This is a genomic window from Sphingobium sp. DC-2 (assembly GCF_000722555.1).
Taxonomy (GTDB): domain Bacteria; phylum Pseudomonadota; class Alphaproteobacteria; order Sphingomonadales; family Sphingomonadaceae; genus Sphingobium; species Sphingobium quisquiliarum.
The window spans coordinates 134,344-150,328 of sequence record NZ_JNAC01000001.1; the positions used below are offsets into that span (position 1 = coordinate 134,344).

Sequence of the window (15,985 nt, forward strand, 5' to 3'; positions counted from 1 at the left end):
CATCAGCTTATGAGCGGAAAGCCATTGACCTCCAGTTGACCATCCAGCGCAACGCGGACCTCTACCGCTGGACGATCCCGTTCCGATGTTTCGATCGACGGATCGTAACGCTGAGATAGATAGTGAAATCGCTGGTTCTCTGATCCCACCCAGTTTCGCTGCCTATCGAGTTTGCCAGCAACGAATGGTCCGTCGACAACAATGTCTGCGTGTGACAGCAATTGCTCTACCCCTGGAAGGGCACGTCGACGAAGCTGATCCAATCGGAATCCTGTGAAGACCATTACCGAAAGGCCCTGCAATTGACAGGACTGGGCTATCTCGGCGAGGGCCTTTGCTTGGTACGCTGGCTCACCGCCCAGGAAGGTCACGCCTTCAATCGCATGGATTGCGCGTGCCTGCTCAATCTCGGCGATAATCTCGGACGATGAAATGACCTGCCGGCGCACAAAGGGTAGCAGCTCTTGATTGCAGCATTCGGGACAGTCGATATCGCACCCCTGCACCCAAAGTGCGTAGCGTAAGCCTGGCCCCTCGACCGATGTGAACGGGATCCGCTTCGCGATGTTGAGAAAGCAGGTCATTCCGCCTCGAGGGATACGCGTACCGATCCGTCCGGATCCTGAGTTATGACGAGGGCCTTACCGATACAGATGCTCCGATCTGCGACCTCGGTGAACAGGAAATGCGACACCGGATCGATCAGCCATTTCGTCAGTGCTGTTATTGCACCGCGCCCGCCCATCGTTGCATCGATTTCGCCAGCGACGCTTTCCAAAAACGCGCGTTCATTCGCGATCCGAACTGTCCGAATGCCGTACTTGTCCTGCAACTGGGCTCTGAGGGGGCCAATCTTGCTACGCAGTATCTCGACCAAGAAGCCCTTATCGCGGACGAAGTTGAAAGCGACGATATTGTCGCCGATGCGGTTCAAGAGTTCTGGTCGCCCCATCTCGCGGACAAAATGGTCTCGCACCCTGCGTTTGAAGGCGGCTCGGGTTTCCTCATCGCTAGCTGTTGGATCAATCTCGGCCGCGCCTATATTCGAGGTAAAGATGATGATCGCCTCGGAAAAACTGACCGTTTGTCCACGGCCATCCGTGAGACGGCCGTCCTCGAGAATCTGCAGAAACTTATCGAGTATCCGTACGTGGGCTTTTTCGATTTCATCGAAGAGAAGTACGCAAAACGGGCGCTTGCGGATCGCATTGGTGAGCTGTCCGCCTTCCTCGTAACCGACGTAGCCCGGCGGTGCGCCAATCAACCGCTGATCGCTGTGCTCATGATTGAATTCGGACATGTCGAAGCGAATGAAGGCTTCTTCATCGCCGAACAGAAATTCGGCGAGGGCCTTGGCTAATTCCGTCTTGCCGACACCGGTCGGCCCTACAAAGAAGAGAGTCCCTTTGGGCATGCGCTGACGCTTGGAATGTTGCAGCCCTGCTAGCCCTGTAAAGGCGCGTATCGTAACCGCCGTGACCTTATCGATGGCGTGCGACTGGCCCTTGACTCGCTCCGCAAGCATTTCCGGCATCGCGATGAGCTTCTCGCGATTTAGTGCCTCCCACGCACTTGTTTGAATGCCATGGCGATACAAACTTAGCAGCTGCTCGGCAGACAATTCTTCGGTTGCCGCGGACTTGCGGGACAATTCTTCAATATTGAGAAGATCCTGAAACGACATCCCGTCGAGTGCATCGACGAGATCCTCGTAGGCCACCTGCCCAGGTTTGGGCTGATTTTTCAGTTTCCATCCGTGGAGCCGATCGCCGAGCAGCGTCAATCGTTCTTCTCGATCAGGCAAAGGAACGACGACTTCGCGGATATGGGCTGGGCCAGGCAAATTTGAAAGCGGGAGAGCCTGCGCGTTCGGCGAAACGAGCACCAGCAAGTTGGCTGTTCCCGTCGCCTCCGTGTCAGCCCGTCCGATGATCGCCTTGGCAAGCCGGGCCAAGATATCGCGCTCTGCCTGAGAGGGCTGCTGACCCGAGAAGAACGCAAAATTTGCCAGATTGACGACGAACGCTGTTGGCCGATCTGTGCGATCGACCATTGCTGCCAGCATAACCGCAACGAAGTCCTCGGTGGTTACGCGGGTCGATTGTGGTCCACTGTCGAAATGCTCATCCGGGGCAATCGCATAGGCCGAGCCTTGCGATTCAGCGGGTCCGACGGCGCTTGCAAGCCCCCCCCATTTCGCCGCATCGCGGCCACCAATCCCTGACACGGGGTCCCACTCGATGACCGTTTCGAACGCGCCTTCCCGAAGAGTATCGGCGACCAGCAGCGGCACACGCTGATATTCCATAGTCCATGGATTTCTCCGCAGATCATGGACTTCGCCGTGGACGACAATGCATGGGACCAACCCCGCGTGGGTTTCGAGGCTGCGCAACCAAACCGGACGGTGCACCGTGCTCATTTGCTGCGCCCCCCTGCGCTATCGGGCAAGCGCCTTTCCGATTTTCCAATCATGTCTGGATTTTTCCAGGAGATGCTCTCCTCTCCGAGTTCAATGCCGTAAATGTCCTGCAACTTGGGCAAAACCTTATCTGCGTCCTCGAGGCAGGCCTGCCCCTGATAGTGGTCAAATTTATAGCTCATCTCATCCAGCTTCACTCGGAATGCCGCCTGCGCACCTGAAGGACGCTGTGCCTTGATCACCACGGCACCAGCTTCTCCGCCTTCCAGCTTTGGCTCGGAGATGACGAACCCGGCACTGCGCAGCTCGCGTAGTAGTCCGATGACTACATGCCTTCGCGCAGCTTCCTGTAGGGCGCGATCATCGGCCGCCTGGCGGATCGCTGAAAGGTGGTCATCCAGATGTTGCATGTCCATCTGACCGCCAATCACCCGAGGCTGCAATTGCCGGATCTCAGCCAATGCCGCATCGTCGTGCAGTTGTGAGAACACAGCCAGCGCGTCTTCCAAGACTGCTTCCATGTCGTGCTGCGCCTCATCGCGTTGCTCGGCAAGCTGCAGCGCTTCGGCCTTCGTTCTGGCGCTTGTCGTCACCGCCTCGAGGCGGTGCTTAAGATTGCTCTGGATTTGATCCAGCTCTTGAAGATTGATCTCACTCCGCTCAATTTCCTGGCGCAGTGCCATCAGGTCTGGCTGGCAGAGATCTTGCTCGACCGGTCCGGCCAATGACAGGCGTGCTTGGTGGATCATGGCGAGCAAGTCCTCACGTACAGCCTGCTCGCGAATTATCGCCTCCGCGCGAGCATCGCGTTCAAATGCCATTCGGTCTCGTGCGGCGTCGCGTTCAGCTTGCAATGCCGCCTCAGTAGCGTCCCTCTCGGCCACCCGCGCAGTGCGACGATTTTCACGCGCCCGCGAGCCGATTGACCGCATCATGGCGGACAGGCGCTTATTCTCATCTCGCGCGGCTTCTGGGTCTTGCAACAACAGGTATTCGACGCGATCGAGCAGATCTCGACACGCGGCATAATCGCCTGCAATGTAGATATCCAATTCCTGCGCCCTCAGAGCATCAAGACGCTCCCGGTTTTTTGCAGCAAAGGCCTCCGTCGTGTTCCTCACTCGATCGAGATACATTTGCCTGCGTTGGCGAGCCTCGATCGACCACCGTCGATCCGCGACATAGCTCATTATTTCACCCCCGATTTGCGGCTCCTGGATGCGCTGAGAAAGCTCTTCGCGTTCATCCAGTGAATGCCATAAGGTTTGCAACGCAGCAGGAAGTCGTGGTCTTCGCTCACGAGGACGACTTCATAGCCTTGCTGTCGGTATGGGATCAGGGCGGCAATAATCGCCCCATCATTATTCCGATTGTCTCCCGGAGCGAGCAAACTGCGATCAGAAAATGGAGCTGTCCAGCGTTCTCGCGGCAATTCATCAATGGCGCGCAGATTGCTGCGACTGGCGATACGAAACGCCGCGCTGTCCGTCTTTTTCCGCTCGACTTCGGCAGCTACAACTTGTGGGTTCACCAGGAAATCTGTCGGTCGGAGGCTTGCAACGAGTTCGCCATTTTCGATGAACGACGACGTATCAAAGGCGATTACCCTCGTGCACGAAGGCGGGACTGGCGCGATATCTCTACTGCCAGCTGCATGCCCTGAAATCATGGCGTGTGAGGACGGGAACAGTTCTGCCAATCCCGGATAAGTCGCGCGGAGACGTCCCAATCGCTCATCGCTAGGTAGTCTCTCTCGCAGCGTCGCAAGAATGGAGGGCGGAAGGCCTTCCAGAGCGTTGACGATCCCGATCTTCCATTGCGTCTCATCCAACGGGCTGGATACGCGTTCATCCAATCTGCGCCAGAATTCTGCCGGATCGAGCCAGAACGCTGGCAGAATGGCGATCTCTGGAGAGTCCGAAAACTGGCATTCGGTTTCAAGCGCTTCGACCACATCGCTCCAGGGCGACCCGGCCTGTGCGAAACCGGGAGCGGACCGGTAAACACCGATATCTGCATGTAAGCCATTCCATGTGACTGGTAGGCGCAAATATTCTTGGCCCTCATGAGCAGAAAAAATTCCCGAAATGCCTGGATCATCTGAACGCGGGTACGCGACTAGTCGAGCTTGCTGCTCCGCGGTGCCTTCAACGAGCGACGGTTCCGAGATCTCGCCTGCTGCATCAAGAATGACATGGACAACTGATGGCGGCAAGGCGAGCCCGGCTAGCGCGTGAGTAGGAAGCTCCCGTGTCAAAACCAGACCGCTCAGATTGTCCGACAATTCAAGGTCAACCGAAAGGCGTTCGCCTCCGTGTGAAGACCAATCGAAAGATGAGTTGGGACTGCTCGACAGAAGCCATGCGCCTCGAACGCGCTGGCTGAGCCCACGCAGATAGTCGGTCTGCCGGGGATCACCGCATTCGACGGAAATTTCACCGTCTTTGATGACGAGTTCTGCCGTCAAGCGCCGCCAGCCGTGGCCAAGCAGTCTAGGGGCCGCGGAGTAGAGCTGCACATCGTCGCGCAATTCGCTTCTGAGTTCGCGCTCGACCCAATGCGTGGGCAAATGCGCCAGGAAAGGCTCGGCCGGGACGCAGAAATCGCGCGCCTCGTTCCCATCGGGTACTAGAGTGGCTGCATCGACGATTTCTTCCAGAACCGGATCAAAGAACCGTGCGATTTTGCGGGTCTGGGCCGCGTTGTGGTCTATCGTCGATGACGCGTTTTGGAGCGCGTTATCCCCCGCACCTCGCCCTGGAGCGAGATCAATGATCCGCAGCGAGGCTGGCTCGACCCCAACCCTTCGAATCTGATGGACCCGGCCGCGTTCGATCAAGTCCTCCAATACATCGGGCAGGATTTCTCGAGCGCCAGACACGCCGTAGAGCAGACGAAAAAGCTCAGAAATGGGCACAGAGGCCAGCGCATTTCCGCCACGATGAAACTCCCGCACAGCAGCTTCCAAAGCCCTATGCAGAGGCGTTAATTCCGGTAGGAGGCGATACGATGCCTCCGCCTGAACGTGCAGGACCGGAAAGAACACAGAAATTGAGCCAAGCCTCATGCAGGGCGATCCCCGGATCGGCGCGTCCGTGGCCCCAGGATGTCCTGCGCTCGCCAGAGCCCACCTGCATCCCTGATATCGTCGATGATCTGGCCGTAGACCCGCGTTCGTTGCGGCGCGCCACCATCGACCGGCTCGATCGCGACCTCGAACCTCTCGAATGTCTGTCGCGCGCCGACAACCACCAGAAGGTCCCGAGCGCGGGAGAATGCCACATTGATCCGTTCGAACTTCGCGGGGTTTGAATTACGCCCCAATCGGCCTTTTTGCGGAGAACGGTTTCGTACCATGCTGACGATGACGATATCTGCTTCCTTGCCCTGAAACCGATCCACGGTCTCGACGTCGATCCGTTGCTCTTGAAAGCGCGGGCCGAGCTTTTCCCGAAGGCTTGCCTGAATCAGGCGCTTCTGGCGATTGTAGAAGGTCGCGACTGCGATGGTCTTTTTGCGTTGCTCCCTAGCGCAGGCATCCACAATGTCCGCGACGAGTTGGGCGACAAGCCGCGCTTCAAGTTGGTTCCCGATGCCGCCGCTTTCACTTTCTTCATAGGCCGGCTTGCCCGCGTCATCCTCTGAACTGTCAATCCAGAGTGCATGCTGGTGCGGGGACAGATAGTGCCCCCCCGTCCGTGAGTTGAGAGTGAGACCATGCGTTCGCCAGGACCACTCGGCAGTTTCATCCAATCCATCTGGGTCGACCAATCCGGATTCCAACCGGCCGTCGTAGAAACGGTTGACCAGCGCCATGATCTGCGGGTGCATACGATATTGGGTATGCAACGCGGCCCTGGACTTCGGATCGATCTCGGCGAAGCCATCGCGGAACAGCGAAGCCGTCGTCAGCCGCTCGTATTTGCGCAGCAGGTCAGCTTCGCGCTCAAGCGCCTCAGAATCCTCATCATCGGTCGGCGATTTGTCTGATTGTCCGATGTTTGCGAAATCAAACGTTGGAGGAAGCTGGCGATGATCCCCCACAAGAATCGTCTTAGGCGCCAGCAGCATTGGCCGCAGCAGCTCAAGAGGTGTCGCCTTGCTCACCTCATCGATGATCACCACGTCAAAGCGCGTGAACCCGGCTTCCGACAAGATGCTGAAGTCGGAATTGCAAGTGATGCCAATGACATTGGCATGGCGGATATATCGCTCCCCCATTCGGTCGGTGGAAGACGGATTTGCCGCCTGCTTTTTAGCGTCTTGCGCCCATTGATCGAGTAGCGGCAACCACGCCCTGAGCGGATCGACATCGTTGAGGCGAACCGCCTGCAAGTCGGCATGATATTGAACAGCGTCAATGGCAGCGGAGAGTTCGCTTGGTATTTGGCTTTGGATCAGAAACCCTTCGATTTCCGACAGCAGCTTTTCAACCATTTCTCCAACCGCGGTTGCACGCTCTTGCGCATCGCCCAACGACTGCTGCGCTCGCCGGACTTGGGTCTCGGCTTGCGCGGCAGTCACTGAATTCTCCTCTTGCCCTCCTCGATCTGGTCGACTTGGCGATGTTAAATCCGGCCAGTCGGCAACGATCGCGCTCCTAATCTGCAGGACTTCGTCCGCGCGCTGAGCATCTCCAGAATTCACTTGAGGCTGGAGTGCGCGAACCTTCTCTTGCACCTGGCGATGAAGTGCTCCTGCCGAAACATCAAGGCGCGGCGCTTTCCCATCATGTGCCGCCAACAACTTGAGGAGATTGGCAGCATCGGGAGCGAGAGCAGGCGAAAAAAGCGATGCATCCCAGTCTGAGGCATGAGCCAAGGCATCATGCGCCATCCCCCACCATTTCCCGCGTGCGTCGCTCTCAAACTCGCGCTCTTGACGACGAAGAAGTTCGTTGAGCTGCTCTTGTGCTTCGCACAATTCGCGCTCGCGGCACTGGAGGTCTGGTTCAATGCTGGCTCGATCACGCTCAAGCTTCCGGGCACGTTCCAGCCAAATCTGCCAATGCCCAACGTCGTCCGCCAGACTGACAAAGGGATCACGGACTGCAGCTTCCACGTGATCTGCGGCCAAACGATACCAGTCGCCTATCGCTGAAGACTTCTTCTGGTCTCCCTCAATCCTGCTCAGCCAGAGTGGGCGAGCCTCAGGATCTTCGATCAATCGCTCAAGCGCATTCTCAACCGCGAGATTGGTCTGCGAGGCGATAAGTACCCGCTGTCCGGACCTGACGAAATGCGCGCACGCAGCCGCAATCATCGTCGTTTTCCCAGTGCCGGGCGGTCCCTGGATGTAGGCAATTTCAGGAGCCGCAAGCATGACCTCCACCGCACGACCCTGATCTTCGTTAAGGCGGTAGAGGTCAGCAATGTCCGCATTCAGAAATCGGCCTGATTTTTCCATCGGCTTGGGCGCATGCGAAACGTTAAAAATCGACGCCATCAGGTAAGGCGCGGCGGCCAACCGGCTTCTATGCTTGCCTCCAGGCGCGAGGACCTGAAGCTGCCTCAGCGCATCTCGGTATCGTGTAATCTGCGTGCGAGCGCCAGCCGCTTCCGACATATTGCGCAATCCGAAAGATGCATCGTCAGGGAGCTCCCCTAGACCGGCCGCATCTCTGGCCCTCAGGACAATGCGAACAGATCTTGCTGCGCCACTTGGCCAGTGACAATGCCTTGAGATATCGATCGTTGGGTTCTCGTCGACGACTTCGACACTGTCGCAACGAAAACTGCCTGCGCCGATACCCAACCGTTCGTGAGCGTCCCACCGGAAAAGTTCCATACGCGGCTGCGAGCCGGCAAACTTCGGCACGGATGTGAGCATGCGTGCGACCTGCTTTGTCTCGCAGAAGATGACCCCCTCCCAAATACGATCCTTCCACTCTCCCGGACCAAGCATGGCCGAGGGCGCCCGCCGAAGGATCTGTTCATCGGCCCAGTCCAGATATCCCTCCCAGTCACGAAGGCGATCTTCGAGCTCGGTCAGCAAGACTGGTGCTGGAGACGCGGCTTGACCCAGAAGTTCTTCCAGAGGGTGCGCTGCTACCGGAAGCCTGTTTCTCGATGTATGCCGGATCAGGGCAATGGCGCGCTCAAACGGGCGGGGCTCGCAATCGGGGACAAGAGCGGCGTCCAGGAGATACAACGTGGTGTTGCTCGGCGTTCTTTCCTCGTCATATGCGAGGCGGCACAAGACGCAGATCGACATTGCGTCCGGCAGCGCACTTTTCAGTTGGGGAAGGACCTTCGCAGGTCGGAAAAGTACGACGGTGCCTCGCTTCTCTTCTGAGACGACGGACACAAAGAACCCGCGTTCCTCTCCGTCATCGCCAAAAAATTTGTCACAGAAAATGTCAATAAAGTGCGCCCGCTCTTCCTCGGCCGGCTCTTCTACTTCGAAATGTGACGCAAGGACTGAAGCCAATCTTTCATCGTCCCTGCTCACGTAGCCGGTCTGTAAGCGCCGCTGGAGCAGGACCGGCAACGAAGCTAGAGCCCGGGGCTCTTCGCTGGTTCGTCGATAGGCTATGTGGCCCTTCTCCGTTGCATTCCCGAAGGCTTCCTTTTCCCGGAACGACGAAGTTGTCGGGTCAAAAACCATAGCCGCACGCGGTGCGCGATCCTGAAGTCGAACACGCCATCTGTGCGCCTCGGCCTCAAGGCTTTCCAGTTGCGCATTTTCTTGGCGTGAGCAGGCAAGGCGATCTTCTTCCAGCTCGGCGCGTCGCCTTTCGAGCAAGCATTGCAGGCGCTCTTCCCTGCGTCGGGCGCGAAGATGTTGGGAGGTTGACGTAGCGACGCTTGCCTCGATGCCTTCGAGGGTCTGCTGAGCCTCTTTGAGCTTATCGTCGAAGTGGGCGCGAATTAGCCGCCGTTGCTCATCGTCGTAGCGCGCTTCCCTGACGGAGATATCGGCTCGCTGCGCGGTGAGATTGGTCGAAATCTCCGCAGACATTCGTTCGATTTCGGAGAGTTGTGCCGCGGCCTTGTTTGATTCCTGCAAGGCATTGTCCGCCAGTTTTTGGCGTACAGCATGGGGGAGCGATGCAAGCTGATCTTCATGCCCACGACTGTGTTCAGCAAGCTGGAGATCGAGACCGGCAATCTTCTTCTTGGCAGCACTCAATCTGTCCTGCTCTGCCTTCAGGTCTCTCCCGATTTCGTCTTCGCTACGCGAAAAAAGGTTCAATGGATTCAGTCGGCGAGCAAGCCAGCCCAGCCCCTCCGCCGACGCTAGCTGCGAGGCGCGTGCGCGCGCCTCGCTGAGTTCCGCGTTCAGCAGCGAGAGCTTTCCTGCGGCGGCCGACCGCAAATCACGCTGCTCTGCCAACGAGCGCTGCAGCTCTTGCGACATTTTCAGAAATTCGATTTCGCGAACGTCAATTTCCCGGTCAAGCGCATCTCGATAGGGTTGTGGCTCCAGCCCTGCAGTAAGAGACGAAAATAGAGCCTCGCTATCGCACTTGCTTGTCGCAATGGCCTGTTGTTCCTGAGCAAGCTCGTCACTGCGCTTCAGCAGGACATCAATCTGATCTTTGCCCTTTTTAATCTCCTTGGCAGCATCGGTCTGAGCCCCGTCAGCATGAGCCTTCGCCGTCGCCAATTCCGCTTCAGACCATTGATGCGCTTTGCCCCGTTCAATGAGGGATCGAAGGGCGTCACGCTCGTCGGTGAGTTGTCGAACGCTGGCAGCAAGCTGGTCACTTACACTGACTGCCCGCTCCAAGAAATTTTGCAGCCTGCTAAGCCTGAAATTGGCATGTTGATGCAGCTTGGATGCAGCTAATTGAGCATCTTTTCGGACATCTTCCGATCTTCGCCCAATCGATTGCAGCGCAACTTCGTCTGCGCGGAACATGGGCCGAACATGGTCAGCCAGCAGGCTTTCAATCCCTTCGGAAAACCGAGTCGTTGAAGAACTGCAGGACTTTTCGATCAACGTATTCGCCTTCGCGCTTTGCACCTGTGCTGCATACCGTTAAATCGATAAATTCAGCTTGAAAACTCATTGAGCAACCGCGGCTTACGAATAGGCTGGGAAAAATCGTTCCTGTAGCGTTCCATCATGTCTCGCCAAATCTCGCAGGATCGCGTTCAACGCCCGGTTTGCAGGGTCTGCGGATTCGATCGCTGGTTTGCACGCCGCCAAATCGGATGTCCGTTTTACGGAGTGAATAGGCCTGCCGGCTCCGCATAGCTCTTGATCGTCCGTTCGGGCCGCTCATGCCAGCTGATGTTGAACGCCCAGTAGGTCGGAAAGAAATACAGGGTCGAATAGGGCAGGTTCTCGTGCACCCATCGCGCAAGGATCCGCCAATCACCGGGCTCCTGATGTTTCGCCCAGAAACTCGGAACGACGACACAGGCCATCGCTCCCATGCGGCCGTCGGCGTCAAGACGATCCCAGATATGCCCGGCGTAGTTGCTCTCGTTGGACGCGCAGGTGTAGCCGGCCTTCTTCTTGCGCTGCATCTCGTTGCAGAAGCCGTTCACCTCGCACGAGCGGTAGGCCGAGCGGATGGCGATCCGCCCCCAGTGATCCTGCAGCGGTTCGAGCAGTTCCTCGCACAGCCGCTTGCCGGCCTTGATGGCCAATTCTGGGTCATCGGGCGCGTTGTTGAGCCCATGGATCATGGCAACTTCCGAATAGAGCATGTCACGCATGAAGAAGGATTTCGACAGCTGTACCCGGCCTAATTCCGTGAGCGAAGGCACGGTCCGTGCCGTTCCGAGCCGCTTGACCGCACCATCGGTTGGCTCCGCTACCCATCCGATCCGCAGTGCAACGCCGTCGCAGAACTTTACAGGGCCGATTGCGCTGACTGGCGCTTCTGGGAAACCCATGACCTCGGCAAAGGCCCGGTAATCGTCAAACCACGAGCGCTTCGGGCAAAAGCTCTGAACGATCATCGCTGCATCACGCGCGCAATAGCGTTGGGCTTCGATGACTGCGGAGGCCGTGCGGTGGATGAGTTGGTATCGGATTGTCCCGACCGTCGCCGGATCGAGATCGAGAATTCGGCATAGCCGTTCCAGGCGTGCCGGGCGTGCGGTCGCATCCCCTTTTGCGTCTGAAAGCCACTCCTGGACTGTTGGGCCGAAAGTCTCGTCCACTTTCGCCTCGACGGCCAAAACGCCAAGACGCCCATCAAGACGAAGGATCGCCATGAGATCGGTCTGGCTCGGTCGCTGACCATCACCAAGGTCGACCGGACGCTCAAAAAACGCATCGACCAATGTGGCTCCGTTGAACGCGGGGTCATGATCCAGAGCCGATTTCACTGAAGGCGGAAGCCCGTTCGCAGAAAACCAGAGATCAGCCACCGATTTGGCAGAACGACCTGGCTGCCAATGCGTTGGCGATGCGAGGTGATGGATCACGTCTTCGGGTCGCAATACCGGGACATGCAGGCGGCGGATGGTCGGTTCACTTTGCATGGTGCCGAGCTTCTTTTCTTCCGGCATGAAGTCAACATCAGACGCAATGCACAGCGCTGCGATTGGATCGCGATGCCTGAGGAGCTGCTTGAGCGGTCGAAGTTCGTTAAGTTCGGCGATTTAGCGCCAGGATCGTGACGAATTTAACATTTTAGCCTTACGACGGCAGGAACAGCCAGATGATTGATATCTGACAAATTTTAGGGACAATGCTGGGATCAAGGCGCTGCCCATGCCACATGCTGGTCACGTTGCGAGAACTTTGATCTAAAATAGACCCGAAAGGTCAGTGAGTGCCGATCGACAATTTTCAATATCTTTCGCAGTTTTGGCCAGATTTGTATGATTTAGCAAGAAAGGCTGAGGCGTCAGCCGCAGAGGATCCTCAAGTATCGGCCATTCGTCTCCGTGGATTTGTCGAATCCATGGTGGAAGAACTGTTTGATCACCTCGATCTTCCACTCCATCATGAAGACAAGCTTCTGGACCGCCTGTTGCTGCTTGAACGGGCGGGCATTCTCGACAACCGTCGCAGTGCCAAGTTCCATACCATCCGAAAGATCGGCAACCGTGGCGCTCACAGCAAGAAGGTCAGCGTACAACAGGCGCAAGACCTCGTAGTCGATGCTTGGTCGTTAGGCTGCTGGTTCTGCCGGCTGCTGAAGCCGGACGTCGAATGGTTTATCCGCCCGTATGGCACGGCTCCACAATCGACTTCTCAGCCGACGAAAGTGTCCGCTGATGAGCTGCCCATTGAAGAACTGGTAACGCCGACCGGACAGAGCAATGTGCTTCAGTTTCCACCCGAGCGCATTCGGCGTATTCGCGACGAAGTCGCTAAAGCTATGGCTCTCGTGGAGCCAGCAGCGCGCCAGCTGCGCACCAAGATATCAATCGAAGAAGCTTTCACCGACCCTCTCAACGCCGATCAACAACAATGCCTGCAAGCGCTCGAAGGCTTTCTCGCGGATCCTGATGAGCGGATATTCTTGCTCAAAGGTGATGCTGGTACCGGCAAGACGTTCCTGGCCTGTGGTCTGATCGAATACCTCTCGACTCAAGGCCGTGCCATCCGCGTGGCTGCGCCAACAGGGCGGGCCGCCAAGGTGATTGGGGAGAAATCGGAGCGCCAAGCGAGTACGCTCCATGCGCTGATATACGACTACCGAAATGTCCAAGAGTACAAGGACGAGAGTGAGGATATCGGCACTGAGACCTTTAAGGTTCATGCCCTTGTCGCGAATAACCGAGATACCGCTAGCACCGTCTACATAGTCGACGAGGCATCGCTCATCAGCGACATGTATTCGGAGTCGGACTTCTATCGATCGGGTTCCGGTTATCTTCTGCAGGACCTGATAAGTTACGCAGATTTCGGCAACAGCGCCAACGACCGGAAGATCATCTTCCTCGGGGATCCCGCTCAGCTCAACCCCGTGGGGATGGCCAAGACGCCAGCACTGGATGCGGAGTATTTTTCCAAGCAGTTCGGCCTCAAGACGTCCGAATATCGGCTGACCGAGGTGGTGCGGCAAAAATCTGAGAGTGGCGTCCTACGCAACGTAGCGCCGATCAGGCGGAACCTGGAAACAGGGGTCTTCAGCGGCCTCAGCATCGAATTTGCGGACGATGTGCACCGGGTCACGGCAGATGAAGTCGTGCCGCTCTATATGACCCTTGCCAAGGACGATGGGGCCGAACTTCCTATCATTATAGCAAAGACCAACCGCGAAGCGGCAGAACTGAACCGCGAGGTTCATCACCAGCTGTTCCCGGACCGGCAGATGGTCACTGCAGGCGACCGCTTGCTCATCACGGCCAACACCATGTTGAACGAGCGCTTTCTGGCGAACGGCGAATTCGTAAGGGTTTCGTCGGCAGCGCATGGGATTGAAATCCGAACCGTGACGCTAAGCAAACGGCACAGCGATACTGGGAAAACCGAGAAGGTCGAAGTCCAACTATCGTTCCGCGACATGGAGATTGCGATCCCTCTAGCCGACGGGACTGAAGCGTTCGAAACCGTGAAGGTGTTGGACAACCTTCTGCATGATGGTCAGTCGAATATTTCGTCCGATCAGCAGCGTGCCCTCTACGTCGACTTCCTGATGCGGCATCCTGACCTGCGGAAGGGTGATCGGTCAGCGTTAGCGCGAGCCCTTCGTAACGATTCCTACTTCAATGCGGTCCGGGCAAAGTTCGGATATGCGGTCACCTGCCATAAGGCGCAGGGCGGAGAATGGAAGAATGTGATCGTAATCTGTCCTGGTGCGAAGGATCCTCGGAACCCCGACTATTTCCGGTGGCTCTACACGGCGATGACGCGGTCGAGTGACCAACTGTACCTCGTCAATGCGCCCCAGGTCACAATCCAAGCCACCATGCCAGACTTCACCGGCCTGGAGAAATTCCAGCATGACCTGCTAGCTCAGATACGTGGCCTCCTGGACCGGACTCAAATCGAGATCGAGGATGTTGCCCACAATCAGTGGCAAGAAGCCTACTACCTACGACGCGGCGAGGAAGCTGTCCGCGCAAACATCGGATATAATGGCAAGTTGAAGGTGAGCCGGGTCACGCCGGCCCAGCAGTCGCCATTTGGAAGTGAGGTGGCCCGCCTGTTGCAGTCACTCGTCGGGAATGCCCCTTTACCGGATGCAATGCAGCCGGAGGAGCTGGGTATGCCGACAAGGCCCTTCCTCATTGAATTTCACGAGCGACTGGTGCCCGCCCTCGGACAGCGAGACATTCGAGTTTCGAACTTGAAAGAGCAGCCTTGGAGCCAGCGCTACACATGCCAGCGCGGCCAAGACATCACCGTCATCGACGTATTTTATGACGGGAAGAACAGGCTCACAAAATGTATGCCGGTGGGGCAGGTTAGCAGTAGCGCGCTCCTGCGCGACGCACTCGAGGTCATCACGGGGATGGTCCTTTGATCCGTCGAAGCATCAATTCGGGGTTTGGATCTTCAACTTTCGGGAAAAGTGGCACTGCAAACCCATCGCAGGAAATCACGGCACTCCGAAAGAGCGGACAGCTCGATGAAGCTTACGGCAAAGCCAAAAGCCTTTTCGTCGAAAGCCCTTCCGATCGATACATCATTGGTGCCTTGGGCTGGTGTTTGATCGACCTCGTCAAGCGCTACTCGGGCGATGGGAATCGTGCGGAACTGAAGCGCTATTCGGACGAACTGCTGGCCCTTGAAGTTCCATCGTCAGACGAACTCCTGACCGCCCATCGGCAACGCGTGATCGGCTCCCTAACTGCAGAGGGACGCGCAACCCAACAGGCCATTCGTGAAGCTAAGCGTTTGGCTTGGGAAAAGCGGCATGAGGATGCGATCAGAATCTATGCCGAACTGGCCCATCAGGGACGCCTCGATGGCGACCTAAAGGTGTCCTATGGATGGGAATTATGGCACGCCAACCGTGCGGGATTGAAACCAGACGCATCCGGCAAACTTGATGAGCGACAGGTCGGCCGAATTCGAAGGCACCTGAAAGCCTACCTGGACCTTGGCATCTCGGATTCTCCAAAACTGCACAGTGGCATTCTCCAGCAGGCGCATAAGCTGGCTGGGGACGGGCATCTGAAGCTTGTTCCGTTCACACGCATTTGGGATCTTGAAAATCTTCAAGGCTCTGACTTCGAATCCTTCAAAACGCCGGAGGGCAAAGAGCTTCCCTCACTCGCAGAAAAGGTAATCTCGCTGGCATCCAGGGAAGCGGCATCGAACGGCAACAGGACGGACATGCAATTCATCCGCCCTCATCTCGAAAGCGCAATCGACCGTTTCCCCGAGAACATCTTTCTCAAATATCGGATGGTGAAGCTTCTGGAGGGTCTGGGAGAATCCGCCGAAGCGCTCAAATGGGCCGTCGATTTCGCAAGAAAGAAGGCCAGCGAATTTTGGACCTGGGACATCCTAGGCGACCTTCAGCGCGACAAGGAAATGCGCCTGTCCTGCTATGCTAAGGCGCTTACGTGTTCGAATGATGATGGTTTCACGGGCAAGGTGCGGATCAAGTTCGCCAAGTTATTGGCTGAGCGATTCCCCGGCGAGGCTAAGAGCCTGATTCGAAATTATCCGACGTATTTTCATGCTCTTGCGATCCGG

8 protein-coding genes are annotated in these 15,985 nt (G+C 57.1%); 2 read left to right on the forward strand and 6 right to left on the reverse strand.

Going from position 1 to position 15,985, the window contains the following annotated elements:
• Window positions 1-2 precede the first annotated feature (2 nt).
• The 6 genes from ET21_RS0100690 to ET21_RS28120 form a co-directional block, all read right to left on the reverse strand.
• The gene (locus ET21_RS0100690) at window positions 3-584 is read right to left on the reverse strand and encodes a 4Fe-4S single cluster domain-containing protein (RefSeq protein WP_030538189.1); all 582 of its coding nucleotides are present in this window, start codon (window positions 582-584) and stop codon (window positions 3-5) included.
• A complete protein-coding gene (locus ET21_RS0100695; protein WP_081856544.1) occupies window positions 581-2,422 on the reverse strand; it encodes an AAA family ATPase in 1,842 nt (613 codons plus the stop codon). Before ET21_RS0100695 ends, ET21_RS0100690 begins: the two co-directional genes overlap by 4 nt.
• Entirely contained in the window at window positions 2,419-3,612 is a 1,194-nt protein-coding gene (locus tag ET21_RS26330; RefSeq protein ID WP_030538191.1) for a hypothetical protein, read from the reverse strand. Before ET21_RS26330 ends, ET21_RS0100695 begins: the two co-directional genes overlap by 4 nt.
• Complete coding sequence (locus tag ET21_RS26830) at window positions 3,612-5,489, reverse strand: PIN domain-containing protein (RefSeq protein WP_081856545.1); 1,878 nt, start codon at window positions 5,487-5,489, stop codon at window positions 3,612-3,614. Before ET21_RS26830 ends, ET21_RS26330 begins: the two co-directional genes overlap by 1 nt.
• A complete protein-coding gene (locus ET21_RS0100720; RefSeq protein WP_156028971.1) occupies window positions 5,486-10,366 on the reverse strand; it encodes an AAA domain-containing protein in 4,881 nt (1,626 codons plus the stop codon). Before ET21_RS0100720 ends, ET21_RS26830 begins: the two co-directional genes overlap by 4 nt.
• A gap of 224 nt (window positions 10,367-10,590) precedes the next feature.
• Window positions 10,591-11,892 (reverse strand): hypothetical protein, encoded by a 1,302-nt coding sequence (locus ET21_RS28120; RefSeq protein ID WP_193378954.1) that lies wholly within the window; start codon window positions 11,890-11,892, stop codon window positions 10,591-10,593.
• A gap of 266 nt (window positions 11,893-12,158) precedes the next feature.
• On the opposite strand from ET21_RS28120, the gene ET21_RS0100750 reads away from it, so the two are divergent.
• Both ET21_RS0100750 and ET21_RS0100755 read left to right on the forward strand, forming a co-directional pair.
• Entirely contained in the window at window positions 12,159-14,804 is a 2,646-nt protein-coding gene (locus ET21_RS0100750; RefSeq protein ID WP_081856548.1) for an ATP-dependent RecD-like DNA helicase, read from the forward strand.
• On the forward strand, window positions 14,801-15,985 hold a 1,185-nt coding region (locus tag ET21_RS0100755), incomplete at its 3' end, for a hypothetical protein (RefSeq protein ID WP_202807103.1). The genes ET21_RS0100750 and ET21_RS0100755, both read left to right, overlap by 4 nt.

Coding starts and splice junctions, on each gene's coding strand:
- ET21_RS0100690 (WP_030538189.1), bottom strand. CDS start 584: ATGACCTGCTTTCTCAACATCGCGAAGCGGATCCCGTTCACATCGGTC.
- ET21_RS0100695 (WP_081856544.1), bottom strand. CDS start 2,422: ATGAGCACGGTGCACCGTCCGGTTTGGTTGCGCAGCCTCGAAACCCAC.
- ET21_RS26330 (WP_030538191.1), bottom strand. CDS start 3,612: ATGAGCTATGTCGCGGATCGACGGTGGTCGATCGAGGCTCGCCAACGC.
- ET21_RS26830 (WP_081856545.1), bottom strand. CDS start 5,489: ATGAGGCTTGGCTCAATTTCTGTGTTCTTTCCGGTCCTGCACGTTCAG.
- ET21_RS28120 (WP_193378954.1), bottom strand. CDS start 11,892: ATGCCGGAAGAAAAGAAGCTCGGCACCATGCAAAGTGAACCGACCATC.